This window comes from Pseudomonas sp. 2(2015), assembly GCF_000955865.1.
Lineage (GTDB): Bacteria > Pseudomonadota > Gammaproteobacteria > Pseudomonadales > Pseudomonadaceae > Aquipseudomonas.
Map to the genome: position 1 here is coordinate 82,142 of NZ_JYOF01000001.1, position 21,993 is coordinate 104,134.

Below are 21,993 nucleotides of genomic sequence, written 5' to 3' on the forward strand. Positions count from 1 at the left end.
GGCGAACCCCTGAGGCTGACAGGGGTCAACCGATCACTACCTTGCCGGGAACCGCCGCCGATGAAACGCCGCTATCGCTGGCCCTTGTGGGGGCTGCTGGGTATCACATTGTTACTATTGGCCTTGCACCTGACCCTGGCGCTGCTGGTGCGCAACTACCTCAACGACAAGCTGGCCGACATGGGCGACTACCGCGGCCAGGTCACCGATGTCGACCTGGCGTTGTGGCGCGGCGCCTATAAGATCAACGGCCTGAACATCGTCAAGACCAGTGGCAAGGTGCCGGTGCCCCTGCTTGAAGCGCCATTGATCGACCTCTCGATCAGCTGGCATTCGCTGTGGCACGACCAGGCGGTGGTCGCCGAGGTGACCTTCCTCAAGCCGCAGCTGAACTTCGTCGACGGCGCCAGCAAGCAGAGTTCACAGACCGGCCAGGGCACCGACTGGCGCCAGCAGCTGGAAAAACTGCTGCCGATCACCCTCAACGAAGTGCGCATCGAAGACGGCACCTTGAGTTTTCGCAACTTCAACTCCAGGCCGCCGGTCAACCTCAAGGCCACCCAACTCGATGCCAGCATCCGCAACCTGACCAACGTCGAAGACCGCAAGGGCCGCCGCGATGCCACCTTCGACGCCAAGGCCCGCCTGCTGGGCGATGCCAGTGTCGAAAGCAGCGCCACCTTCGACCCGTTCAGCGACTTCGACGACTTCAAATTCCGCCTGCGCGCCACCGGTATCGAACTGCGCCGGCTCAATGACTTCGCCAGCGCCTATGGCAAGTTCGACTTCAATGCCGGCCACGGCGACCTGGTGATCGAGGCGCAAGCGCAAAACGGCCGGCTCACCGGCTACATCAAACCGCTGCTGCGTGATGTCGATGTGTTCAACTGGCAGCAGGACGTTCAGAACCAGGACAAGGGCTTTTTCCGCTCGATCTGGGAAGCGCTGGTCGGCGGCAGCGAAACCGTGCTCAAGAACCAGGGCAAGAACCAGTTCGCCACTCGCGTGGAACTCAGCGGCAGCGTGCATAAAAGCGATATCAGTGCCTTCGAGGCGTTTTTGCAGATATTGCGCAACGGCTTTGTCCAGGCCTTCAACGCCCGTTATGAGCAAACGCCGCCCAAGGCTGACTGAGTCACCGAGTGACGGTCCATTCAGAGACTGAATGGGCCGTCTGCGTTCCCACTCGCCCGGAGCCCGCGTTATAGTCGTGCATGACAATTTTTCCGCCAGGGGCCAAGTACCCCCGGCGCTACGTTAGAGGATCGGTTCATGAAGTTCGAAGGCACCAGCGCTTACGTCGCTACAGACGACCTGAAACTGGCGGTCAACGCGGCAATCACCCTGGAGCGACCGCTGCTGGTCAAGGGCGAGCCGGGCACCGGCAAGACCATGCTCGCCGAACAGCTGGCCGAATCCTTTGGCGCCAAGCTGATCACCTGGCACATCAAGTCGACCACCAAGGCCCACCAGGGCCTCTACGAGTACGACGCGGTCAGCCGCCTGCGTGACTCGCAACTGGGCGTCGACAAGGTCCACGACGTGCGCAACTACCTGAAGAAAGGCAAGCTCTGGGAGGCCTTCGAGTCCGAAGAGCGGGTCATTCTGCTGATCGACGAAATCGACAAGGCCGACATCGAGTTCCCCAACGACCTGTTGCAGGAACTCGACAAAATGGAGTTCTACGTTTACGAGACCGACGAGACGATCAAGGCCAAGCAGCGCCCGATCATCATCATTACCTCCAACAACGAAAAGGAACTGCCCGACGCCTTCTTGCGCCGCTGCTTCTTCCACTACATTGCCTTCCCTGACCGCACCACCCTGCAGCAGATCGTCGATGTGCACTACCCGAACATCAAGAAGGACCTGGTCAGCGAAGCGCTGGACGTGTTCTTCGACGTGCGCAAAGTGCCGGGCCTGAAGAAAAAACCGTCGACCTCCGAGCTGGTCGACTGGCTCAAGCTGCTGATGGCCGACAACATCGGCGAAGCGGTGCTGCGCGAACGTGATCCGACCAAGGCCATCCCGCCGCTGGCCGGGGCCCTGGTCAAGAACGAACAGGACGTGCAGTTGCTCGAGCGCCTGGCCTTCATGAGCCGTCGCGGTAACCGCTGAGCCGGGAGCAATAGCCATGCTGCTCAATCTGTTCAATGAAATGCGCGCGGCCAAGGTGCCGGTGTCGGTACGCGAGCTGCTTGATTTGCTCAATGCCCTCAAGCAGCGCGTGACCTTTGCCGACATGGACGAGTTCTACTACTTGTCGCGGGCCATCCTGGTCAAGGACGAGCGTCATTTCGACAAGTTCGACCGGGCGTTCTCGGCCTACTTCAAGGGCCTTGAGAACCTCAACCAGCACCTGGAAGCCTTGATTCCCGAAGACTGGCTGCGCAAGGAGTTCGAACGCTCGCTGAGCGACGAGGAACGCGCGCAGATCCAGTCCCTGGGCGGCCTCGACAAGCTCATCGAAGAGTTCAAGAAGCGCCTCGAAGAGCAAAAGGAACGCCATGCCGGCGGCAACAAGTGGATCGGCACCGGCGGCACCAGCCCGTTCGGCTCGGGCGGTTTCAACCCCGAGGGCATCCGCGTTGGCGATGCCGGCAAGCGCCAGGGCAAGGCGGTCAAGGTCTGGGACCAGCGCGAGTACAAGAACCTCGACGACCAGGTCGAACTGGGCACGCGCAACATCAAGCTGGCCCTGCGCCGGCTGCGCAAGTTCGCCCGCCAGGGTGCGGCCGAAGAGCTGGATATCGACGGCACCATCGACCACACCGCCCGCGATGCCGGCCTGCTCAACATCCAGATGCGCCCGGAGCGGCGCAACAGCGTCAAGTTGCTGCTGCTGTTCGACATCGGCGGCTCGATGGACGCCCACGTTAAGATCTGCGAAGAGCTGTTCTCGGCCTGCAAGACCGAGTTCAAGCACCTGGAGTACTACTACTTCCACAACTTCGTCTACGAGTCGGTGTGGAAGAACAACCTGCGCCGCACCTCCGAGCGCACCTCGACCCTGGACCTGCTGCACAAGTACGGCGCCGACTACAAGGTGGTGTTCGTCGGTGACGCGGCCATGGCGCCCTACGAGATCACCCAGCCCGGTGGCAGCGTCGAGCACTGGAACGAGGAAGCCGGCTACGTGTGGATGCAGCGCTTCATGGAGAAGTACAAGAAGCTTATCTGGATCAACCCCTACCCCAAGGACACCTGGGGCTACACCGCCTCGACCAACATCGTGCGTGAGCTGGTCGAGGACCGGATGTTTCCGCTGACCTTGCGTGGGCTGGAAGAAGGGATGCGGTTTTTGTCCAAGTAGACACGGGGCCGCTACGCGCCCCATCGCCGGCAAGGCCGGCTCCCACAGAGGTTTGCATTCACCTGTGGGAGCTGGCTTGCCAGCGATGAGGCCCGCTCAGCCAACAAACCTTTCAAGAAACGCCCGCTGCTCAAGCCACGCCATCTCCTGCACCACCGGCCGAAAGCGCACCACCCTCCCCGGCAGCATCTGCGCCATCCTCGCCAGGGCCAGCGGCGTCAACGCGCCCAAGCGTGGATAGCCACCAATGGTCTGGCGATCATTGAGCAGCACGATCGGCTGGCCGTCCGGCGGCACCTGCACCGCGCCTAAAGGGATACCTTCAGAGATCATCGCCGGGCCCTGGTACTGCAACACCGGCCCCAACAGGCGAATGCCCATGCGATCGGCCCGGCTGTCGAGGGTCCAGTCACGGTTGAACGCTTCGAACAGGCTCGTGCCGCTAAAATCGCCGATCTGCGCGCCGAGCAACAGATCAAGCGGCGACCTGTCGGTAAAGTCCGGCCACAACGCCTCCGGCACTTCTTTGAGCGCCGCTGCCACACCGGCGTATTCCAGCGCTTGCCCCTTGGCCAGCGGCGAGCCCAAACCATCCAGCCCGCCGAGCGCTTCACGTACCACGCTGGCACAACTGCCCAGTACCTGCGGCGCCTTGAAGCCACCCGGCGCAGCGATGTAGGCACGGGCGCCATGCAGCGGCGCATTCAGGCGCAGGCGCTGGCCCTTGCCCATGCTGAAGCTGCGCCAGGGCTTGAGCGGCTGGCCATCGAGGCGTGCGTCGAGGTCGGCGCCGGCCAGGGCCAGGCAACAGTCCTGCTCGGCAATCAGGCTGAAACCACCGAGGGTGACCTCGACCACCACGGCCTCGGGCGCGTTGCCCAGCAGCCAGTTGGCCCAGCGCATCGACACCCAGTCCAGCGCCCCGCCCTGGGTCACGCCCAGGTGGCGCACGCCAAAGCGCCCGGCATCCTGCAGCAGGCACAGCGGCGTGCTGGCCTCGATCGACAAGCGGCTCATGCCTGGACCTCCAGCGGGGTATCGTCGCCGCCCAGGTTGATGAAGGTGGCGCGCTCAACCGCCACGAAGCGCACCCGGTCGCCTGGTTGCAACAAGCTGTAGCCGTCGCGCTGACGGTCAAAAAGCTTGCTCGGGGTGCGCCCGATCAGGTTCCAGCCGCCAGGCGAGACTGCCGGATAGGCGGCGGTCTGGCGCTCGGCAATGCCCACGCTGCCGGCCGCCACGCGTTTGCGCGGGGTGGCCAGGCGCGGCGCGGCCAGGGCTTGTTCGACCAGGCCCATGAAGGCGAAGCCGGGGGCAAAGCCCAGGGCGAACACCTGGTACTCACGCTCGCTGTGGCGGCGAATGATGTCGGCCACCGATGTGTTGCAACGCTCGGCCAGCAGTTGCAGCTCCGGGCCGACACTCGGGTCATACCACACCGGAATCTCGTGCTGGCGGCCTGCGCTGCCAGGGTCCGGCTGCAAGTCGGTGAGCGCTTGCCGAATACAGGCCTGGGCCTCGGCCGGCGACAACTGGAGCAGGTCGAACTGCACCATCAGCGTGGTATAGGACGGCACCAGGTCGACCAGGCGCCCGGCAAAGGCGCTGCGCAGGCGCTGGCTGGCGGCAAGCAGCCAGGGCATGTTGCCTTCATCGATCTGGTCGAACAGGCGCACCATCAGGCTATCGATGGCCACTACTTCAATATGGTAATTCATGGCACCGCCTGGGCATCGAGGGCCTGACGGATCTGCCGCACGGCGGCGATCGAGCTGTCGTTATCGCCATGCACGCACAGGGTATCGGCCTGCAGCAGCAACGCGCTGCCATCGCTGGCGCTCAGCGCCTCGCCGCGGGCCAGGCGCAGGGCCTGCTCGACAATCATCGCCGGATCATGGTGCACCGCCCCCGGCAAGCGCCGCGACAGCAAGTGGCCGCTGGCGTCGTAGGCGCGGTCGGCAAAGGCTTCGAACCACAGGGTTACACCGTACTCATCGCCCAAGGCCTGGGCCGCGCTGTTGTCGGCGGTGGCCATCAGCATCAGCGGCAGTTGCCGGTCATAGGCGGCCACGGCTTCGAGCACGGCACGCAGCTTGAGCGGCTCGGCCATCATGTCGTTGTACAGCGCGCCGTGGGGTTTGACGTAGGCAACCCGGGTACCCTGGGTACGGCAAATGCCGTCCAGGGCGCCGATCTGGTAATGCAGCAGGTCGCGAATCTCTTCGGCGCTGCAGGCCATGGAGCGGCGGCCGAAGCCGGCCAGGTCCGGGTAGGCCGGATGGGCGCCGATGCGCACCTGGCTGGCCACGGCCAGGGCCACGGTCTTGCGCATGATCCCGGGGTCGCCGGCATGAAAACCGCAGGCAATGTTGGCGCAATCAACATAAGGCATGACCTGGGCATCCAGGCCCATGGTCCAGCTGCCAAAACTTTCACCCATATCGCAATTCAATAACAGGCGGCTCACGTGTGACACTCCTTCAGGCTCGGCCTTAATGGGCTTCTAATTGTTTGCCGCGGGTTTCCGGCAGGCTCAAGGCTGCCAGAATTACCACTCCGTAGGACACTGCGGCAAATCCGCCGATGCCTAGGCCCAAGGGAATCTTCTGGCTCAGCAAGCCGATCAGCAGCGGGAAGAACGCCGCCAGCGCGCGGCCGATGTTGTAGCAAAAGCCCTGGCCCGAGCCGCGGATGCGGGTGGGGAAGAGTTCGGTGAGAAACGCGCCCATGCCACTGAAGATCCCCGAGGCGAAGAAGCCCAGGGGGAAGCCCAGCCAGAGCATGACGCCGTCGCTGACCGGCATCTGGGTGTAGAGCAGGACAATGATGAACGAGCCGACGGCGAAGAGGATGAAGTTCTTTTTCCGGCCCAGCAGGTCGGTGAGGTAGGCGCTGATCACATAGCCGATGTAGGAGCCGAAGATCACCATCGCCAGGTAGCCGCCGGTACCCAGTACGCTCAAGCCGCGCTCGTTCTTGAGGAAGGTTGGCAGCCACGAGGTGATGGCGTAGTAGCCGCCCAGGGCGCCGGTGGTCAGCAGCGAGGCGCGGATCGTGGTGAAGAGCATGCCCGGGGCGAAGATTTCATAGAAGTGCGACGGCGCTGCGGTCTTTTCCGCGGCCTTGGCCTGCTGGTAGATCTCCGGGTCCTTGACCAGGCGGCGAACGAAAATCACGAACACCGCTGGCACGATGCCCAGCAAAAACAGTGCGCGCCAGGCATCTTCCGGCGGCAACAGCGAAAACAGCACGGCATACAGGATCGCCGTCAGGCCCCAGCCGATGGCCCAGCCGGACTGCACCATGCCCACTGCCTTGCCACGGTCCTGGGCGCGGATCACTTCGCCGATCAGCACGGCGCCGGCGGTCCATTCGCCGCCAAAACCGAAGCCCATCAGGGTGCGGGCGATCAACAACTGCTCGTAGTTCTGGGCAAAACCGCAAAGAAAGGTGAAGAAGGCGAACCACAGCACCGTCAATTGCAGGGTGCGCACCCGGCCGATGCGGTCGGAAAGGATACCGGCGATCCAGCCGCCCAAGGCCGAGGCGATCAGGGTGCTGGTGTGAATCAACCCGGCCTCGGCGGTGCTGATGCCCCACAGGGCGATCAGGGTGGGGATGACGAAGCTGAGCATCTGCGTGTCCATGCCATCGAGGCCGTAGCCGATCTTGCAGCTCCAGAAGGTCCGGCGTTCCTGCTTGTTGATGTTGCGGTACCAGTCGAATGGCCCCGCCACTGACCTGGCTTTGACCTGTTGCTGCACGCCCGATGGGTTCATGGTTGCCTCAGCTTGTTGGTATTGTTTTAACGACGACAACATGTGTCGCGGCTTGAGGATCATTTTTCGACGCCCGCAGGTTGTCGTCCAACGAGAAAAACCAGCTGTCTGGCATAAGAAAAACTTGATCAGTGAGCGCGCCATGAACCTCAAATTCCTCGAAACCTTCGTCTGGGTTGCCCGCCTCAAGAGTTTTCGCCTGACCGCCGAAAAGCTCTTCACCACCCAGGCCTCGATCTCCAGCCGCATCGCCGCGCTTGAGGCCGATCTCGGGGTCAGGTTGCTGCTGCGCGACTCACGCGGCGTGAGCCTGACCCCGGAAGGCAGCAAGGTGCTCGAGTACGCCGAACAGATGCTCGACACCGCCAAGGCCCTCAAGCAATCGCTGGACAGCGACCGGGCCAAGGTCGGGCGGATTCGCATCGGCGTGATGGACACGGTAATCCACACCTGGATGAGCCCGCTGGTGGCGGAGTTGATGGAGCGCTACCCGCAGGTGGAAATCGAGTTGATCGCCGATACAGCGCTTAACTTGCGCGAACAACTGCAAAAAGGCTTTCTCGATGTAATCCTGCAAACCGACCTGTTGCGCCAGGAAAGCATCCGCAGCCTGGACCTGGCGCGCTACCCCATGGGCTGGATCGTCGCCAGCCAGTCAATCTACAACCGCGACTACGCCTCGCTGGCGGACCTGGCCCGCGAGCGCATCGTGACCTTTTCGAAAAATTCCCGCCCGCACCAGGAAGTGCTCAGCCTGCTGCAGGCCGAAGGGGTCGGCGCGCCACGGCTGAACTGCGTGAACTCGGTGGCGGCGATCACCCGGCTGTTGCGTGATGGTTTTGGTATTGGCGCCCTGCCACCGGCGCTGGTCAGCGAGGAACTGGCCCGTGGCGAGCTGATCCTGCTGCCGCTGGCCCGGCAGCCACCGAGCCTGGAGCTGGTGGTGGCCTGGCAGACCGGCGTCGAGCTGGTCGACGAGGTGGTGCAACTGTGCCGCAACGTGCTGGAGCGCTACGCCCGCGATGCCGGGCCGCAGCGCATCGTGCTGGTTTAGCGCCAGCTCTCCTGCACCGCCTTGCGCCGCCCGCCGAGGGCCACCCAGCCGAGCAACAGCAGCAGGCTTTCGACCACCAGCGCCAGCAGCAGCGCGCAGCTCAGGCCCCAGGCCAGGGCCTCGGGGTTAAGCAGAATCTGGTAGCGGTAACCGTTGAGGGTTTCTTCGCGCAGTTGCGGGTTGGCGGTAACCAGCACATGCCAGGTTTTCGCCAGCCACGGGCCCTGCACGATCTGCCATTCCTGCTCGAACTGGCGATTGCGGATCAACAGGCTCTCGATGCTGTTGGCATCGCTGGTGAACACCGGGTCGTCGCTGCTGCGGTAATGGCGCACCAAGGCCTGCAGGTCGCCGTTGAAGAAGCGCTTGGCGGTGTCTTCAAAACCCTTGAGGCCTTCGCGTGATTCAAGCAGGTGCGCCTCGACCCGCTGGCTGTAATCGACGATATAGCCCGGCACCTGCAGCCCGACCAGCAAACCGCAGGTAAACAACAGCAAGCGCAGGTAACTTCTGAACATGGGCTGATCCTTAGCTGGCCTGGCCTTCGGCGATGCATTCGCCACGGCGCCACAGGGCCCACTGGCCAGGTGCGTAGCGATGCCAGGTTTCGTTCTCGGTGAGGGCCTCGGTGGCGATCACCGTGACCACATCGTTAGGGGTGGTTTCGGCCTGGAAGTCGACGATCATGTCGACGTCCTTCAGCCGTGCCGGGCCAAACGGCGCTCGGCGGGTGATGTGCACCAGCTTGGTCGAACAGAAGCAGAACAGCCAGTCGCCATCGCTGAACAGGCAGTTGAACACGCCCTTGCCACGGTATTCGGCGCAGGCCTCGACCAGCACCGGCAGCAATTGCTCGACCTCGACCGGTTCGGGGAAGGCTTCGCGCACGCGGTTGAGCAGGTCGCAAAACGCCGCTTCGCTGTCGGTGTCGCCAACCGGCCGATAGAAGGTCGCCTGGCCCTTGAACTCGCCGAGCTGGCCGTTGTGCGCAAAGCACCAGTTGCGCCCCCACAGCTCGCGCACGAACGGATGGGTGTTGGACAGGCAGACCTTGCCGACGTTGGCCTGGCGAATGTGGCCGATCACCACCTCGCTCTTGATCGGGTAGCGCTGCACCAGGTTGGCGACTTCCGACTCGCAGCTCGCCGCCGGGTCCTGGAACAGGCGCAGGCCACGGCCTTCGTAGAAGGCGATGCCCCAGCCGTCACGGTGCGGGCCGGTGCGCCCGCCGCGCTGCATCAGCCCGGTGAAGCTGAAAACGATGTCGGTCGGCACATTGGCGCTCATGCCCAGTAATTCACACATGCTTGGCTGCTCCGGGCAAAGGCTACAGGCGCGGCTCGACCCGCGTGCCACTGCCGCCCAGCGGCGCTGCAGGTGGCGGGTTACGGTAGCGGTCGCTGCGCTCGGCGGCGAACGGCTCATCGCTCACAGGCTCGTCCGCTTCACGTTGCGCGGCGGCTTGCGCCTGCTCGCGGCGGGCCCTGGCACGGCGCTCGAGCGGCCAGCGGATGAGCACGAACAGCGCATACAGGGCAAAGGCAATCATGCCGTACATGGCCAGGTCGGCTGCGGCGCGCAGGGCGTTGTTGCCGACCTTGAACAGGGTGTCGAGGGCGGCAATGGCGATGGCCGGGGCGAACTTTTCTTTCACCGGGTCGACAATGGTCGGGGTCAGCAGCAGCACCGCCATCAACACCCGCAGCGGTTCGCGCAACCAGCGCCACATCCATGAGGTCAGGCGAAAGCCCACCAGCAGGCATCCCAAGGCGGCAAGGGCGTAGAGGCCCCAGGCGAGCAGATAGTCGTTCTCGGTCATGGTGTCCGTGGCAAGCTAGGCAAATAGACGCTTATGATAAACACTTTTCCGCGCGCAGGCGCCCCCCAGCCAAGAGAACCCCGCATGTCCGCAGACGCCACCGCTCCCCGTGCCCCGATTGCCCGCAAGGCCGAAGGTGCCGATCCCTATGCCTGGCTGCAGCAGCGCGACACCCCCGAGGTGCTGGCGTACCTGAACGCCGAGAACGCCTATCAAGAGGCGCAGCTGGCCGCTCAGGCGCCGCTGCGCGAGCAACTGTTCGAAGAGATCAAGGCGCGCATCCTCGAGACCGACCTGTCGCTGCCCTCGCCCTGGGGCCCGTACCTGTACTACACGCGCACCACCGCCGGCGACGAATACGCCCGCCATTACCGCTGCCCGCGCCCGGCCGACGATTCCAACACGGTCGATGAAAGCCGCGAAGAGCTGCTGCTCGACCCCAATGAACTGGCCCAGGGCGGCTTTCTGTCCCTCGGTGCCTTCAGCATCAGCCCCGACCACCAGCGCCTGGCCTACAGCCTGGACACCACGGGCGACGAAATCTACACCCTGTACGTCAAGGAACTGGCCAGCGGCGCCATCGAGCAACTGCCGTTCGAGGACTGCGACGGCAGCATGACCTGGGCCAACGACAACCAGACGCTGTTCTTCGCCGAGCTGGACGACACCCATCGCCCGCACAAGCTGTTGCGCCATCGCCTGGGCAGCGGCAGCGTTGCACCCGTGTATGAAGAAACCGACGGTCGTTTCTTTCTGCACTGCTACCGCGCCAGCTCCGAGCGCCAGCTGATCCTGCTGCTCAACAGCAAGACCACCAGCGAAGCCTGGGTGCTCGACGCCGAACATCCCGAGCAGGCCTTCACCTGCCTGGCGCCGCGGGTCGAGGGCCACGAGTACTACCCTGACCACGGCCAGCTAGAAGGCCAGTGGCGCTGGTTCATCCGCAGCAACCAGGACGGCATCAACTTCGCCCTGTACCAGGCCCAAGCCGATAGCGTGCCGAGCCGCGAACAATGGCAACTGCTGGTGGCCCACCGCGACACGGTGATGCTCGAAGGCCTGACCCTCAACGCCAGCGCCCTGACCCTGAGCCTGCGCGAAGGCGGCCTGCCGATCATCGAGGTGCGCCCACAAGGCCTGCCGGCCTACCGCGTCGAGCTGCCAGACGCTGCCTACAGCTTGTACGTGCAGGACAGCCTGGAGTTCGTCAGCCCGCGCATCCGCCTGCGTTACCAGTCGCTCAACCGCCCGGCCCAGGTACGCCAACTGGAGCTGGCCAGCGGCGCCCAGCAAGTGCTCAAGCAAACCCCGGTGCTCGGCCCGTTCGACCCGGATGCCTACGTCAGCCAGCGCCTGTGGGCCACTGCCGCCGACGGCACCCAGGTGCCGATCAGCCTGGTGCAGCGCCGCGCCGACGTCGGCAAGCCGATGCCGCTGTACCTGTACGGTTATGGCGCCTATGGCGAAAGCCTCGACCCGTGGTTCTCCCACGCCCGCCTGAGCCTGCTCGAACGCGGCGTGGCCTTTGCCATCGCCCACGTGCGTGGTGGCGGTGAGCTGGGTGAAGCCTGGTACCGCGCCGGCAAACAGGAGCACAAGCACAACACCTTCGGCGACTTCATAGCCTGCGCCGAACACCTGATCGCCCAGGGCGTTACCTGCGCCGGGCAACTGGCGATCAGCGGCGGCAGCGCTGGTGGCCTGCTGATCGGCGCGGTACTGAACCAGCGCCCGGAGCTATTCAAGGCGGCGATTGCCGAAGTGCCGTTCGTCGACGTGCTCAATACCATGCTCGACCCGGAACTGCCGCTGACCGTCACCGAATACGACGAGTGGGGCAACCCCGAGGAACCCGAGGTGTACGAGCGGATCAAGGCCTACGCACCCTATGAAAACGTCCGCGCCCAGGCCTACCCTGCCCTGCTGGTGATCGCCGGTTACAACGACAGCCGTGTGCAGTACTGGGAAGCGGCCAAGTGGGTGGCGCGGCTGCGGGTGACCAAGACCGACGACAACCTGCTGCTGCTCAAGACCGAAATGGGCGCCGGCCACGGCGGCATGAGCGGACGCTACCAGGGGCTGCGCGATGTGGCGCTGGAGTATGCGTTCGTATTCAACGTGCTGGGCGTGGTGTAAATCGGAAAATTTGTTGTCTGAGTCACCGCCCGCCCCTGTAGGAGCGGGCTTGACCCGCGATTATCAGACACCACAAAACTAAAAGAACGACGCAAATGCCTGAACCCACCCACCTCAACAACGAAATCCGCGACATGCTCATGGACTGCGGCCTGTTCGACCAGTTGCTGCCTGTCGACTTCCAGGCCGCCGCCGGCTATTTCAGCATCAGCAGCATGAGCGAAGGTGAAGAAATTTTCCGCGAAGGCGATGCCGGCACCTTCATGTGCATCATCCACCACGGCGTGGTGTCGGTACGCAAGACCGACGCCGAGCAGCGCCAGGTCGAAATCGCCACCCTGCGCAAGGGCCGTGCCTTCGGCGAAATGGCCGTGCTCGACGGTGAACGGCGCTCGGCCAGTTGCATTGCCGCCAGCGACTGCCAACTGCTCAACCTGGGCAAGGACTCGCTGGAAAAGATGCTCAACGACGCCCCGAAGATCGCCGCCAAGATCATCCGCGCCCTGGCCGTGGCCTTGTCGCGGCGCCTGCGCATGCAGGACGGCCAGCGTCTGGCGCAGCAGGTTTAGCCGCCCTTGCCCTTGCTGTAGTTCGGACTCAGGCCGGGCAACGGCTGGTCCTTGGGCGGAGCGGGCAGCGGCATCGGCGGCAGCAATGGCGAGCCCGGTCGCGCATCACCGGCCCGCGGCGGCGTACTTGGCGTCACCTGCGGATAGGGCGTTGGCGTGGCGGTGCCCGGCGCCCCCGGCACCGGCGTGGCCAGCCGCGGTTGCAGCTCGGCGGCCACGGTGCTTTGCAGGCTGGCACAGATCAGTACGGCAATGATCGCGTAACGCATGCGCAGGCTCCTGAGGGTCCTGGCTACAGGCTACTCCCACCGCGCACGGTTTGCCTGTCCGAATTGCCCGCCATCGGGCTAAACTTCAAGGCATAACCGTAACAAGCCCGAGAAAAGGTAATCCCATGAGTTCGTCATCCTCTGCCGCCGCCACCGCACGGCTAGACCGCATCCTTGCCGACGCCAAGCGCGACAAGGAAATGGGCTACCGTGACAAGGCCCTGCGCATGTACCCGCACGTGTGTGGCCGCTGCGCCCGTGAGTTCGCCGGCAAGCGCCTGAGCGAGCTGACCGTGCACCACCGTGACCACAACCACGACAACAACCCCCAGGACGGTTCCAACTGGGAGCTGCTGTGCCTGTACTGTCACGACAACGAGCACTCGCGCTATACCGACCAGCAGTACTTCAGCGAAGGCTCGACCAGCAGCCCGAGCATCGCCAAGGCCACCCACAATCCGTTTGCGGCCCTGGCCGGGATGCTGAAGAAGGACTGAAGCGCCCACAGTCGCCGGCAAGCCCGTATAATCGCGTCTTTTTTGCGAAGGGCCCCGGCACGTGGCGAACAAACGGTACAGCTGCATTGGTCTGTTCAACCCCAAGTCAGCAGAGAACGTCGGTTCGGTGATGCGCGCCGCGGGTTGCTACGGCGTCAACTCGGTGTTCTACACCGGCAAGCGCTATGAGCGCGCCCGCGACTTCGTCACCGACACCAAGCGGGTGCACTACGACATCCCGCTGATCGGTATCGACGACCTGCAGAAGATCATCCCCCTGGGCTGCACGCCGGTGGCAGTGGAGCTGGTCGACGGCGCCCGGCCGCTGCCCGAGTACACCCACCCGGACCGCGCGATCTATATCTTCGGCCCCGAAGACGGCTCCCTCGACCCGAGTGTGCGGGCCTGGTGCGAAGAGACCATCTACATCCCGACCAACGGTTGCATGAACCTTGCCGCTACCGTTAACGTCGTGCTCTACGACCGCCTGGCCAAAGGCCTGAATACCCGCTCCGGGCCGAAATTCAAGTAACTCGACTGAACAGCCCGCCCTGCCCGGCGGTCTGCTGTAGACCATCGCCCCTACTGGAGAATGATCATGTCCGAGAAACAGACGCTTATCCCGGCCAATTCAGCGCATATGGCCAGCGATCAGAATGTCCACGGCTGGGAGCGCGCAGGTTCGGTTGCCACCGGGGTGATCATGGTCGGCAAGGGCCTGCGCCGTGGCGGCCTGTTCGGCTTGATTCAGGTGGCCATCGGCGGGGTTGCCCTGGCCCGTGGCATCACCGGCCACAGCTCGGTGAAAAGCCTGATCGAGCGCGGCCGCAGCGACCTGGACAACATCCGCAGCAAGATCGAACGCAGCGGCGCCGAGCTACAAGCGCTCAAGGCCAACGCCGAAGCCGCTACCCGTGGCACCACGGTGACCGGCAACGACGCGCTCAATGACCCCAAGCCTTAACGCAGCAGCTTGCTCTGCAGCACCTCGGACGACTTGCCCAGCACGCTTTCGCTGAGCTGGATGAACTCGGCGGTGCTGACGCTGTTCAGGCGCATCATCGCCCGGGTGACATCGTCCAGTGAGCGCTGGTTGTGGGTGTGCAGGCGGATTTCCTGGTCAAGTGCGCGCAACAGCAGCACGCCACGGGCGATCACCGCGCTGTCGACCTGTTCGCCGCGCAAGCTGCTGACCTTCTTGCCACTGCGTTCAAGGCTCGCCTGCAGGGCCTGGTAACGCTCGTCGGTCATGCCGCCAGCGCGGCGCAGCAGTTCGCTGGCGTAGTACTCGGCCAGGCTTTCGCTGATCCAGTCGCTGGCCTCGCGATCATTGATTTGCGCAAACACATGCACCAGCTCGCGCAGCACCGGGCTTGAGCCGTTCTCAGCGACCAACGGACGGCTGCTGTGCAGGTAGATGGAGTTGTGCCCGGCGCGAGCGCCGCGCCACAGTTCATCGCGGGCCCCCACCAGCAACAGCTTGGGCGGGTTGCGCGGGAACACTGCCTGCAGCTGTGGCCAGACGAAGGTCAGCAGGGTCAAGTTGTCCAGGCGGCGCATGCCCTGGCCTTGGGGTGCGGCGACACTGACTTCGGTTTCGCCCAGGCGCGCGCGGCGGGTGCCAACGGTGCCGGCGAGCATCCAGCCGGTCGGGCGGTCGAACAGGCGCGAAACGTTGTCGATGCGAAAACGCTGCTTGCCGATGCGCGGCCACGGCGTCTCGACGCTTTTCCAGCCCTTGGGCAGCTCGAAGCTCAGGCGTGCCACCAGTTCGGTGCCGTCGTGCTGGTCCAGGCGTGCCGGCGGCACCAGGTCATCGCCGCGAAACAGCGCCCAGTCCGGGGTCATGCGGGTTTCATAAGCGCCGCCCTTGAGCCGCTGGCTCAGGCGTACCTTGTAGGTGAGCTGGCTTTTGCCCGGCGCCGGTTGCCAGTGGCCACGCTGATCGTCGCCCTGCAGCTGCCACTGGCCGTCGGCCTTGAACTCGCTGTAGGCGCCGTCCTTGCCCAGGTCGAAGTCCAGGCTGCGCACGCTGGCGCCATCGGCCAGGGTCAGGCGCACTTCGGCCTGCTCGCTTTCTGGCAGCAAGCGCACGTGGTAATCCAGATCGACTTTTTTCGCCCAGGCCGGCGAACTGGCCAGCAGGCCCAGCACCAGCCACCCATGGCAACGCACACGCATACAGAAACTCCTTGTTCCGCCAAACGCGCTGTCCGACAACCCTCTGCGAGGCTCAGCCGGCGCGGAAAATCAGATAGTCTTCCCAGTCGTCTTCATCGACGCTGTCTTCGCTGAGCATGCGCCCGGATTGTGAAATCCGTTGCTTGTGCACCTGCTCGCGGTCGCCACACACCAGGTGATGCCAGTCGGGCAGATCCTTGCCCTCGCTGACCAGGCGGTAACCGCAGGTGGTCGGCAGCCATTTGAACTGGTCGGCCTTGCCCGGCGTGAGCTGGATGCAGTCGGGTACGATCTGCATCCGCTGCGGGTAATCGCTGCACTGGCAGGTCTTGAGGTCCAGCAACTTGCAGGCGATACGCGTGTAATAGACGCTGTTGTCGTCTTCATCTTCAAGCTTTTGCAGGCAGCACAGGCCACAGCCGTCACACAGCGACTCCCACTCTTGCGGGTCGAGTTGCTCGAGGGTTTTACGCATCCAGAATGGATTGGCGTTGGCAGTCATGTCGCGGGTGTCCTGTTTCAATTCGTATGCGGCGGCGCGGCGGCGCCAGTCTAGGGCCTGTCACCGGCCATTGCCAGACCGCTTGTCAGCGCTCATATGACACAGTAGTTTGACCAGCGGTCACCTACCCAACTTCAGGAACTATTGATGAGTGCAAATCCTCGCGTTGCCGATCATGCCATCAACGAACAGTTCATCCAGCGCTGGTCGCCGCGCGCCTTCACCGCCGAGCCGATCGACCAGGCCACCCTGCTGAGCTTCCTTGAAGCCGCACGCTGGGCACCGTCGGCCTACAACTCGCAGCCCTGGCGCTTCCTCTATGCCCGCCGCGATACGCCGAACTGGGAACGCTTCCTTGGCTTGCTCAACGAGTTCAACCGCAGCTGGGCCCAGCACGCCTCGGCGCTGGTGATCATCATTTCCAAAACCAGCTTTACCGCGCCGGGCGCCAGCGAAGAAACCCCGGCCCTGTGGCACACCTTCGACACCGGCTCGGCCTGGGGACACCTGGCGTTGCAGGCGAGCCTGAGCGGCTGGCACACCCATGGCATGGCCGGTTTCGATCAGGAACTGACCCGCAAGGAGCTGAAGATCCCCGAAGGCTACGCCCTGCACGCGGCAGTGGCGATCGGCAAGCTGGGCGACAAGTCGACCCTGGCCGAAGGCTTGCAGGCGCGGGAAGTGCCGAGCCCGCGGCGGCCGTTGAGCGAGTTGGCGGCTGAGGGTGATTTCAGCCTGTAGTTTTCAAGGGCTGCTCTGCAGCCCATCGCTGGCAAGGCCAGCTCCCACAGGGTCAAGGGTGCCGTCAAACCTGCGGGAGCCGGCATTGCTGTTAGTAGCCGCGCTGAAAGTCCACTTCCCCGCGCAGCCCTTGACCCGCCTGATACGCCCGCAGGTTCTCGACAAACAAGCGCACCATCGCCGAAGGCGATGTCGGTGCCGAGCTGTGCCCGGTCAGCAGCAAGCCCCAGGCAGTCCAGAACGGATGGCGCTGGGGCAGCGGCTCCTGCCGACAGACATCGATCACCGCACCGGCCAGATGGCCTTTCTTCAAAGCCTCGACCAGGTCGCCATCGACCACCGCCACACCGCGCCCGGCATTGATGAACAACGCCTCGGGGTTGAAGCGCTGAAACAACGCGGCGTCGTACAGGTCATGGGTTGCCGGGGTATCGGGCAGCAGGTTGATGACGTAATCGACCTCGCCGACCAGACGGCCCAGGTCGTCAAGGCCGGCCACTTCGATAAACGGCGCCTGCTCACGCGGCTGGCTGGCGATGCCGTACAACTGCACGCCAAACGGAACCAGAAACTGCGCCACCTGCTGGCCGATATCACCGGTGCCGACGATCAGCGCCCGGCGCCCTTGCAGGCTGCGTCCGGGGCGGTCATCCCACTTGCGCTCGACCTGGCTGACCAGGCGCGCCAGTACCTCGCGCTCGTGGCCGAGCATGTAGGTGAGCACATACTCGGCCATGACCTGGCCAAAGATGCCCACCGCCCGGGTCAGGCGGTAGTCGCGCTGCAGGCCGTCAGCCAGCAGCGGGGTGATGCCGGCCCAGGTCGACTGCAGCCACTGCGGCTGGTGGCCCTGGCGCAGCAAGGTCGCCAGCAGGTCCGGCTGGCCCAGCCACACCGGGCTGGCGGCGGCCATCCGCGCAAGCTCGGCCGAATCGCCACTGTTCAGGACCTCCAGGTCCGGTGCCATCTCGCGCAACAGCCGAGCGTAGAGGGCATGATCCTGTTCAGCGATCAAAACACGCATGTTCATTGCAACCTTGGGTAACGGCGCAAGCCGCCAGGGGCTGGCGGCGCGACAAAGAGGGGGATCAGACCGGGTCGTTGCGACGCAGCAGCTCTTCTGGCAGGTGCTCGATGTACTCGTCCTCGGCCGGTGGCATTTGCAGGTGGTAACCCTGCTGTTCGAGGTTTTCCAGGACCTTGGCAATATCTTCGCGGGCCAGCTGGCGCTCCGGGCTCAGGACCAGGTCGAAGGCATGCACGGGCTTGCCAAAGAACGGCAGCAGGCCTTCGGGCACGCGCTCCAGGCCGTCGGCCTTGAGCACGTACAGGTACATTTCGTTCTTGCGCGGGCTCTTGTAGATCGAGCAGATACGTTTCATGGTTGGTCTCCGGCGCCCGCCAGGCAATCAAGCAGCGCCTGCCCCATGCGCTCACGGCGCCAGCCGCGCAGCGACTCGGGGAGTTGATAGGGTCCGTTGGGGTAGCCGCTCTTGAGCAGCAGTTCCAGGGTTTTCTTGCGCAGCATCAGCTCGGGGGCGATGTTCAGGCGCTCGGCCTCGGCCTGGCCGATGGCGCGCAGTTGCTTGAGCAGCGCCGAGGCTTCGATCGGCAGCGGCTCGGGCACCGCTGGCGGCCATTGCTCTGGCGGCAGGCTGGCGGCCTGCTTGATCAGGCCGAGCAAAAACTCGCCATCCTGACGAATGGTGCGCGGGTGCATGTCTTCGATCTTGGCCAGCGCCGACAGTGAGTCGGGCTGGGTGCGGGCCATCGGCCACAAGGCGTTTTCACGCACGATGCGGTTGCGCGGCAGGTCACGGGCACGCGCCTCGCGCTCGCGCCAGGCGCACAGCTCGCGCAGTACCGCCAGTTGCGCACGCGACAGCTTCCAGGCCAGCTTGGCTTCGCGGTATAGCTCAAGGGGATCGGTTTCGCGGCGCAGCTGGGCAACCAGTTCGGCGCCGTCTTCAAGCACCCAGGCGTTCTTGTCATCCGACAATTGCGGGCGCAGGCGCTCGTACAGTTCGGCCAGGTGCACGGCGTCTTCGGCGGCGTAGCTGACCTGGGTGTCCGACAGCGGGCGTTGCAGCCAGTCGGAGCGGGTTTCACCCTTGGGCAGGTCGATGCCAAGCACTTCCTGGACCAGGCGCGAATAGCCCATGGAGAAGCCCAGGTTGAGGTAACCGGCGGCCAGCTGGGTGTCGAACAACGGCGCCGGCAGGCTGCCGGTCAGGCGCGACAGCACTTCGAGGTCTTCGCTGCAGGCATGCAGGACCTTGATCACCTGCGGATCTTCGAGCAGGCCGGCCAGCGGCTGCCAGTCGCCGATGCGCAGCGGATCGATCAGGTAGGCCCGTGCCCCGTCGCCGACCTGGATCAAACCGGCTTTCGGATAAAAGGTATCGACCCGCATGAACTCGGTGTCGAGTGCCACGAAGGGCAGCGTGCGCCACTGCTGGCAATGCTCTGCCAGGCTGCGGTCATCGCAAATCCAGTGAATATCAATGGCCACAAGGCTCTCCCACAAACAATGGCGCGCAGTATATACGGCGCAGGCCATCGTCGGGAAACCACTCGACCGCTATCCCTGCCGCCGCTACCGCGCCTGTGATCAGTGCCGGGCCAACATCGGCCGGCAACTGGCGAACAGGTCCAGCTGCGGCTTGTACAGGGCGGTGTGCACCTGCAGCAGGCCGAGCATGGAATGGAACAGATTGTCCTGGCTCAGCGGTTGATTACGGGCCTTCTGCAGGCAGTCGCTGTCGACGCCGAAGCTGGCCTTGTAACTGTCGGAGAACCACGCCAGCAGCGGCACGTGTTTTTGCTGCTCCGGCGCCAGCATGTATGGCGTGCCATGCAGGTACAGGTTGTACTCACCGAGCGATTCGCCGTGGTCGGAGAGGTACAGCATGGCGGTGTCGACCTTGTCCTGCTTGCTGCGCAAGAGGTCGATCAGCGAAGCGAGGACATGGTCGGTGTACACCAGAGTGTTGTCATAGGCGTTGACGATGCTCTCCTGGCTGCACTGGTTGAGGGCGTTGCTGCGGCACACCGGAGTGAAGCGCTCGTACGCTTTGGGGTAACGCTTGTAGTAGTCCGGCCCGTGGCTGCCCATCTGGTGCAGGACCAGCACGGTGTCCTGTTGCAGGTTGTCGATGAAGCTGTCCAGGCCCTTGAGCAGGATCTCGTCGCGGCACTCGTCATCGGCGCACAGCGCCGGGTCCTTGAGGTTGCTGACATCCTCGAACACCACCCGGTCGCAAGTGCCCTTGCAGCCAGACTGGTTATCACGCCAGCGCACCGCCAGCCCTGCCCGCTGCAGCACATCGAGCAGGCCTTCCTGGTTTTTTGCGGTGCTGGCGTCGTAATCCTTGCGGGTGAAGCCGGAGAACATGCACGGCACCGACACGGCGGTTTCGGTGCCGCAGGAGTGCACGTCGGTGAAGGCGATCAGGCCCTTTTCCTGGCTCAGTTGCGGTGTGGTGTCACGGCCATAGCCGAGCACCCCGAAGTTCGGCGCCCGCGCGCTCTCGCCGACCACCAGCACAGTCAGCGACTTGCGCGTACGTTGCTGCCAGGCGACGTCGAGCCTGGCGTCCTCGCCGATGGCGCGAAACGGCTTGGCGGCGCTGCCAACGCGCTCGCCGACATAGCCCAGGGAGGCGCCGACAAAATTGCTCGGCACCAGCAGCAGGCGGATTTCATGGTGATTGCGAAACAGCGAAGCCAGGCCCTGGTAGTTGATCAGCGCGACGGCGCCCAGCACCACAACACAGGCGACACTGGCGAGTAACTTGCCAAACAATTCGCGGGCCCAGTTACGGTATAAAACCGGCGTCTTGTACAACAACAAAGAAGGCAAGACACCTAAAAACGTTATATATAAAAAAAGTTTAATCGAGAGCAGGTCACGCACTTCCGTGGCATTGGTTTCCATGGCATTGCGCAGCATGCCGACATCGATCATTACCCCGTACTGGCTCATGAAGTACGCCACTGCGGCACTGACCATGAACAAGGTAATCAGCAGCGGTTTGAGCAGCGGCCTGAAGGCCAGCAGGGTCAATACCAGGTTGAACGCACAGAGGATCATCACCCCAAAGGCCGCGCGCAGCAGCAGGCCGTGGGCATCGGTGGCAAGCACCGAGGCCAGGTGTTGCCACAATAACGAATTGAAGCCGATCAACAGGTACAGGCTGGCAATCAACGTGACCCATTCGGCCCGCAGGGGTTTGACCTTGAACATGATGGTTCGCTTATTTAAACGTCGGGAACAGTGCCGTTGCGGCACTACCTGGAAACAGCCCGAACTTTAAGTAGCCAGTCATCAATTTTTTGTGAAAAAGACGCCAACAAATAGTCGCTTGGCGTCTATTTAAGTATGACGTTCAGCGTGTGTTCAGGCACCAGCCTGTTTACCCCGGCAGGTGCACTTTTGAATAGGAATCGCGATCAATATCGATTACCTCGACGCACAGCTGGATGTCCAGCCCCGGCGTGCCTGGCACGGCCTCCTTGAGCACCTCCAGCAGGCTCGCCGACAGCTGGCGTTTGATCTCGGCCGAACGGCCGCTGAGGATCGCCAGCTTGATGTGGGCGAACGCACGCTCCACCGGCGCTACGCCCACGCGAAAACTGGCCAGGGCCACGGCGCGGCTCTTGATGTCCAGCTCTTCGGCGAACTGGCCGCTGCCGACCAGGGCGTGGTTAAGGCGCAGCAACAGGCGGTCGACCTCGAGGTTTTTCAGGTTGTCGCTGTATTCCACATGAAGATGAGGCATTGCACGGAGTCCTGGGCGGGGCAAATGTTGCAACAGACTACCTCAGCCCCGAAACCCGGCAAAGACGACTATCCTCTAAGTTCATGACTTCCACCCCACAAACCCCGGAGAGGTGAAGAAATGCCGGTCAAGCACGATTTGCTCGCAGACTTGAATCTGACCAAGGACCAGTTCATCGAGAAGAAACAACACGACCCGCGGCTGAGTCAGCTGCATGAAGACTACAACCGCAAAGACGCCGAAGTCGTCGATGCCGAGAACAATAGCGCCGCCGATGACACCGTCACCCGGCTACGCAAGGAACGCCTGAAGATCAAGGACGAGATCGTCGCCCATCTTAAGTAACCCGCAA

26 protein-coding genes are annotated in these 21,993 nt (G+C 63.7%); 11 read left to right on the plus strand and 15 right to left on the minus strand.

Annotated elements, in window-relative coordinates; all coding sequences use genetic code 11:
* Nucleotides 1-60 precede the first annotated feature (60 nt).
* The 3 genes from UB48_RS00390 to UB48_RS00400 all read left to right on the plus strand — a co-directional run bounded on the left by UB48_RS00390 (nucleotide 61) and on the right by UB48_RS00400 (nucleotide 3,313).
* A complete protein-coding gene (locus UB48_RS00390) occupies nucleotides 61-1,134 on the plus strand; it encodes a DUF748 domain-containing protein (protein ID WP_045193465.1) in 1,074 nt (357 codons plus the stop codon).
* A gap of 138 nt (nucleotides 1,135-1,272) precedes the next feature.
* The gene (locus UB48_RS00395) at nucleotides 1,273-2,118 is read left to right on the plus strand and encodes a MoxR family ATPase (RefSeq protein ID WP_038996581.1); all 846 of its coding nucleotides are present in this window, start codon (nucleotides 1,273-1,275) and stop codon (nucleotides 2,116-2,118) included.
* Between the two features lie 16 nt (nucleotides 2,119-2,134).
* Complete coding sequence (locus tag UB48_RS00400; RefSeq protein ID WP_045193466.1) at nucleotides 2,135-3,313, plus strand: VWA domain-containing protein; 1,179 nt, start codon at nucleotides 2,135-2,137, stop codon at nucleotides 3,311-3,313.
* A gap of 96 nt (nucleotides 3,314-3,409) precedes the next feature.
* Here the strand turns inward: UB48_RS00400 and UB48_RS00405 are convergent, their stop codons facing one another.
* Genes UB48_RS00405 through UB48_RS00420 form a run of 4 tightly spaced genes read right to left on the minus strand, consistent with a single transcriptional unit; the run spans nucleotide 3,410 to nucleotide 7,092 of the window.
* Complete coding sequence (locus UB48_RS00405; RefSeq protein WP_045193467.1) at nucleotides 3,410-4,330, minus strand: biotin-dependent carboxyltransferase family protein; 921 nt, start codon at nucleotides 4,328-4,330, stop codon at nucleotides 3,410-3,412.
* Nucleotides 4,327-5,031 carry a 5-oxoprolinase subunit PxpB gene (gene pxpB, locus UB48_RS00410; protein ID WP_045193468.1) on the minus strand — a complete coding sequence of 235 codons (705 nt, stop codon included), beginning with the start codon at nucleotides 5,029-5,031 and terminating at the stop codon, nucleotides 4,327-4,329. Before pxpB ends, UB48_RS00405 begins: the two co-directional genes overlap by 4 nt.
* Nucleotides 5,028-5,780, minus strand: coding sequence for a 5-oxoprolinase subunit PxpA (locus UB48_RS00415; protein WP_082075365.1), 753 nt, complete (start codon nucleotides 5,778-5,780; stop codon nucleotides 5,028-5,030). The genes pxpB and UB48_RS00415 overlap by 4 nt, the downstream gene beginning before the upstream one ends.
* A gap of 25 nt (nucleotides 5,781-5,805) precedes the next feature.
* On the minus strand, nucleotides 5,806-7,092 hold the full coding sequence (locus UB48_RS00420; protein ID WP_045193471.1) for an MFS transporter: 1,287 nt from the start codon (nucleotides 7,090-7,092) through the stop codon (nucleotides 5,806-5,808).
* A gap of 142 nt (nucleotides 7,093-7,234) precedes the next feature.
* On the opposite strand from UB48_RS00420, the gene UB48_RS00425 reads away from it, so the two are divergent.
* A complete protein-coding gene (locus UB48_RS00425; RefSeq protein WP_045193472.1) occupies nucleotides 7,235-8,146 on the plus strand; it encodes a LysR family transcriptional regulator in 912 nt (303 codons plus the stop codon).
* On the opposite strand, the gene UB48_RS00430 is transcribed toward UB48_RS00425, so the two are convergent.
* From UB48_RS00430 to UB48_RS00440, 3 genes are read right to left on the minus strand one after another with little or no spacing between them, the layout of a single operon-like run.
* Nucleotides 8,143-8,664 (minus strand): DUF2937 family protein, encoded by a 522-nt coding sequence (locus UB48_RS00430; RefSeq protein ID WP_045193473.1) that lies wholly within the window; start codon nucleotides 8,662-8,664, stop codon nucleotides 8,143-8,145. The two genes, UB48_RS00425 and UB48_RS00430, sit on opposite strands and share 4 nt — an antisense overlap.
* 10 nt (nucleotides 8,665-8,674) lie before the next feature.
* Entirely contained in the window at nucleotides 8,675-9,451 is a 777-nt protein-coding gene (locus UB48_RS00435; protein WP_045193474.1) for a class II glutamine amidotransferase, read from the minus strand.
* A 22-nt stretch (nucleotides 9,452-9,473) separates the two neighbouring features.
* A complete protein-coding gene (locus UB48_RS00440) occupies nucleotides 9,474-9,965 on the minus strand; it encodes a hypothetical protein (RefSeq protein WP_045193475.1) in 492 nt (163 codons plus the stop codon).
* An 84-nt stretch (nucleotides 9,966-10,049) separates the two neighbouring features.
* On the opposite strand from UB48_RS00440, the gene UB48_RS00445 reads away from it, so the two are divergent.
* Nucleotides 10,050-12,101, plus strand: a complete 2,052-nt coding sequence (locus UB48_RS00445; RefSeq protein WP_045193476.1) for a S9 family peptidase — start codon at nucleotides 10,050-10,052, stop codon at nucleotides 12,099-12,101.
* 95 nt (nucleotides 12,102-12,196) lie between these two features.
* Nucleotides 12,197-12,670 (plus strand): cyclic nucleotide-binding domain-containing protein, encoded by a 474-nt coding sequence (locus UB48_RS00450; protein ID WP_045193477.1) that lies wholly within the window; start codon nucleotides 12,197-12,199, stop codon nucleotides 12,668-12,670.
* On the opposite strand, the gene UB48_RS00455 is transcribed toward UB48_RS00450, so the two are convergent.
* Nucleotides 12,667-12,939, minus strand: coding sequence for a hypothetical protein (locus UB48_RS00455; protein ID WP_045193478.1), 273 nt, complete (start codon nucleotides 12,937-12,939; stop codon nucleotides 12,667-12,669). The two genes, UB48_RS00450 and UB48_RS00455, sit on opposite strands and share 4 nt — an antisense overlap.
* 125 nt (nucleotides 12,940-13,064) lie before the next feature.
* Between UB48_RS00455 and UB48_RS00460 the strand changes: the two genes are divergently transcribed.
* From UB48_RS00460 to UB48_RS00470, 3 genes are all read left to right on the plus strand, one after another.
* Nucleotides 13,065-13,436, plus strand: a complete 372-nt coding sequence (locus UB48_RS00460; RefSeq protein WP_038996595.1) for a YajD family HNH nuclease — start codon at nucleotides 13,065-13,067, stop codon at nucleotides 13,434-13,436.
* Between the two features lie 61 nt (nucleotides 13,437-13,497).
* Complete coding sequence (locus UB48_RS00465) at nucleotides 13,498-13,968, plus strand: RNA methyltransferase (RefSeq protein ID WP_010223125.1); 471 nt, start codon at nucleotides 13,498-13,500, stop codon at nucleotides 13,966-13,968.
* 66 nt (nucleotides 13,969-14,034) lie between these two features.
* The gene (locus tag UB48_RS00470; protein WP_045193479.1) at nucleotides 14,035-14,400 is read left to right on the plus strand and encodes a DUF2892 domain-containing protein; all 366 of its coding nucleotides are present in this window, start codon (nucleotides 14,035-14,037) and stop codon (nucleotides 14,398-14,400) included.
* Here the strand turns inward: UB48_RS00470 and UB48_RS00475 are convergent.
* Nucleotides 14,397-15,611 carry a hypothetical protein gene (locus UB48_RS00475; RefSeq protein WP_045193703.1) on the minus strand — a complete coding sequence of 405 codons (1,215 nt, stop codon included), beginning with the start codon at nucleotides 15,609-15,611 and terminating at the stop codon, nucleotides 14,397-14,399. The genes UB48_RS00470 and UB48_RS00475 overlap by 4 nt on opposite strands.
* A gap of 58 nt (nucleotides 15,612-15,669) precedes the next feature.
* Nucleotides 15,670-16,119 carry a YcgN family cysteine cluster protein gene (locus tag UB48_RS00480; RefSeq protein WP_045193480.1) on the minus strand — a complete coding sequence of 150 codons (450 nt, stop codon included), beginning with the start codon at nucleotides 16,117-16,119 and terminating at the stop codon, nucleotides 15,670-15,672.
* Nucleotides 16,120-16,266: 147 nt separating this feature from the next.
* Here UB48_RS00480 and UB48_RS00485 point away from each other — a divergent pair, with 147 nt between their 5' ends.
* A complete protein-coding gene (locus UB48_RS00485) occupies nucleotides 16,267-16,860 on the plus strand; it encodes a nitroreductase family protein (protein WP_045193482.1) in 594 nt (197 codons plus the stop codon).
* Between the two features lie 91 nt (nucleotides 16,861-16,951).
* Here the strand turns inward: UB48_RS00485 and UB48_RS00490 are convergent, their stop codons facing one another.
* The 5 genes from UB48_RS00490 to UB48_RS00510 form a co-directional block, all read right to left on the minus strand.
* A complete protein-coding gene (locus UB48_RS00490; protein ID WP_045193705.1) occupies nucleotides 16,952-17,884 on the minus strand; it encodes a D-2-hydroxyacid dehydrogenase in 933 nt (310 codons plus the stop codon).
* Between the two features lie 64 nt (nucleotides 17,885-17,948).
* On the minus strand, nucleotides 17,949-18,242 hold the full coding sequence (locus UB48_RS00495; RefSeq protein WP_045193483.1) for a YcgL domain-containing protein: 294 nt from the start codon (nucleotides 18,240-18,242) through the stop codon (nucleotides 17,949-17,951).
* Nucleotides 18,239-19,372, minus strand: coding sequence for a ribonuclease D (rnd, locus tag UB48_RS00500; RefSeq protein ID WP_045193484.1), 1,134 nt, complete (start codon nucleotides 19,370-19,372; stop codon nucleotides 18,239-18,241). The genes UB48_RS00495 and rnd overlap by 4 nt, the downstream gene beginning before the upstream one ends.
* Before the next feature lie 99 nt (nucleotides 19,373-19,471).
* Nucleotides 19,472-21,106, minus strand: coding sequence for a phosphoethanolamine transferase (locus UB48_RS00505; RefSeq protein WP_045193485.1), 1,635 nt, complete (start codon nucleotides 21,104-21,106; stop codon nucleotides 19,472-19,474).
* Nucleotides 21,107-21,275: 169 nt separating this feature from the next.
* Nucleotides 21,276-21,641: a 5-carboxymethyl-2-hydroxymuconate Delta-isomerase gene (locus UB48_RS00510; RefSeq protein WP_045193486.1), complete on the minus strand. Its 366-nt coding sequence runs from the start codon at nucleotides 21,639-21,641 to the stop codon at nucleotides 21,276-21,278.
* Between the two features lie 120 nt (nucleotides 21,642-21,761).
* On the opposite strand from UB48_RS00510, the gene UB48_RS00515 reads away from it, so the two are divergent.
* A complete protein-coding gene (locus tag UB48_RS00515) occupies nucleotides 21,762-21,986 on the plus strand; it encodes a YdcH family protein (RefSeq protein ID WP_045193487.1) in 225 nt (74 codons plus the stop codon).
* Nucleotides 21,987-21,993 lie beyond the last annotated feature (7 nt).

What these genes read in the sequence shown, in the direction of transcription:
- UB48_RS00425 (WP_045193472.1), top strand. Translation starts at nt 7,235, where the DNA reads ATGAACCTCAAATTCCTCGAAACCTTCGTCTGGGTTGCCCGCCTCAAG.
- UB48_RS00495 (WP_045193483.1), bottom strand. Translation starts at nt 18,242, where the DNA reads ATGAAACGTATCTGCTCGATCTACAAGAGCCCGCGCAAGAACGAAATG.
- UB48_RS00405 (WP_045193467.1), bottom strand. Translation starts at nt 4,330, where the DNA reads ATGAGCCGCTTGTCGATCGAGGCCAGCACGCCGCTGTGCCTGCTGCAG.
- UB48_RS00430 (WP_045193473.1), bottom strand. Translation starts at nt 8,664, where the DNA reads ATGTTCAGAAGTTACCTGCGCTTGCTGTTGTTTACCTGCGGTTTGCTG.
- UB48_RS00455 (WP_045193478.1), bottom strand. Translation starts at nt 12,939, where the DNA reads ATGCGTTACGCGATCATTGCCGTACTGATCTGTGCCAGCCTGCAAAGC.
- UB48_RS00435 (WP_045193474.1), bottom strand. Translation starts at nt 9,451, where the DNA reads ATGTGTGAATTACTGGGCATGAGCGCCAATGTGCCGACCGACATCGTT.
- UB48_RS00480 (WP_045193480.1), bottom strand. Translation starts at nt 16,119, where the DNA reads ATGACTGCCAACGCCAATCCATTCTGGATGCGTAAAACCCTCGAGCAA.
- UB48_RS00400 (WP_045193466.1), top strand. Translation starts at nt 2,135, where the DNA reads ATGCTGCTCAATCTGTTCAATGAAATGCGCGCGGCCAAGGTGCCGGTG.
- UB48_RS00490 (WP_045193705.1), bottom strand. Translation starts at nt 17,884, where the DNA reads ATGCGTGTTTTGATCGCTGAACAGGATCATGCCCTCTACGCTCGGCTG.
- UB48_RS00485 (WP_045193482.1), top strand. Translation starts at nt 16,267, where the DNA reads ATGAGTGCAAATCCTCGCGTTGCCGATCATGCCATCAACGAACAGTTC.
- UB48_RS00505 (WP_045193485.1), bottom strand. Translation starts at nt 21,106, where the DNA reads ATGTTCAAGGTCAAACCCCTGCGGGCCGAATGGGTCACGTTGATTGCC.
- UB48_RS00515 (WP_045193487.1), top strand. Translation starts at nt 21,762, where the DNA reads ATGCCGGTCAAGCACGATTTGCTCGCAGACTTGAATCTGACCAAGGAC.
- UB48_RS00460 (WP_038996595.1), top strand. Translation starts at nt 13,065, where the DNA reads ATGAGTTCGTCATCCTCTGCCGCCGCCACCGCACGGCTAGACCGCATC.
- UB48_RS00395 (WP_038996581.1), top strand. Translation starts at nt 1,273, where the DNA reads ATGAAGTTCGAAGGCACCAGCGCTTACGTCGCTACAGACGACCTGAAA.
- UB48_RS00390 (WP_045193465.1), top strand. Translation starts at nt 61, where the DNA reads ATGAAACGCCGCTATCGCTGGCCCTTGTGGGGGCTGCTGGGTATCACA.
- UB48_RS00470 (WP_045193479.1), top strand. Translation starts at nt 14,035, where the DNA reads ATGTCCGAGAAACAGACGCTTATCCCGGCCAATTCAGCGCATATGGCC.
- UB48_RS00450 (WP_045193477.1), top strand. Translation starts at nt 12,197, where the DNA reads ATGCCTGAACCCACCCACCTCAACAACGAAATCCGCGACATGCTCATG.
- UB48_RS00510 (WP_045193486.1), bottom strand. Translation starts at nt 21,641, where the DNA reads ATGCCTCATCTTCATGTGGAATACAGCGACAACCTGAAAAACCTCGAG.
- UB48_RS00445 (WP_045193476.1), top strand. Translation starts at nt 10,050, where the DNA reads ATGTCCGCAGACGCCACCGCTCCCCGTGCCCCGATTGCCCGCAAGGCC.
- pxpB (WP_045193468.1), bottom strand. Translation starts at nt 5,031, where the DNA reads ATGAATTACCATATTGAAGTAGTGGCCATCGATAGCCTGATGGTGCGC.
- UB48_RS00440 (WP_045193475.1), bottom strand. Translation starts at nt 9,965, where the DNA reads ATGACCGAGAACGACTATCTGCTCGCCTGGGGCCTCTACGCCCTTGCC.
- UB48_RS00420 (WP_045193471.1), bottom strand. Translation starts at nt 7,092, where the DNA reads ATGAACCCATCGGGCGTGCAGCAACAGGTCAAAGCCAGGTCAGTGGCG.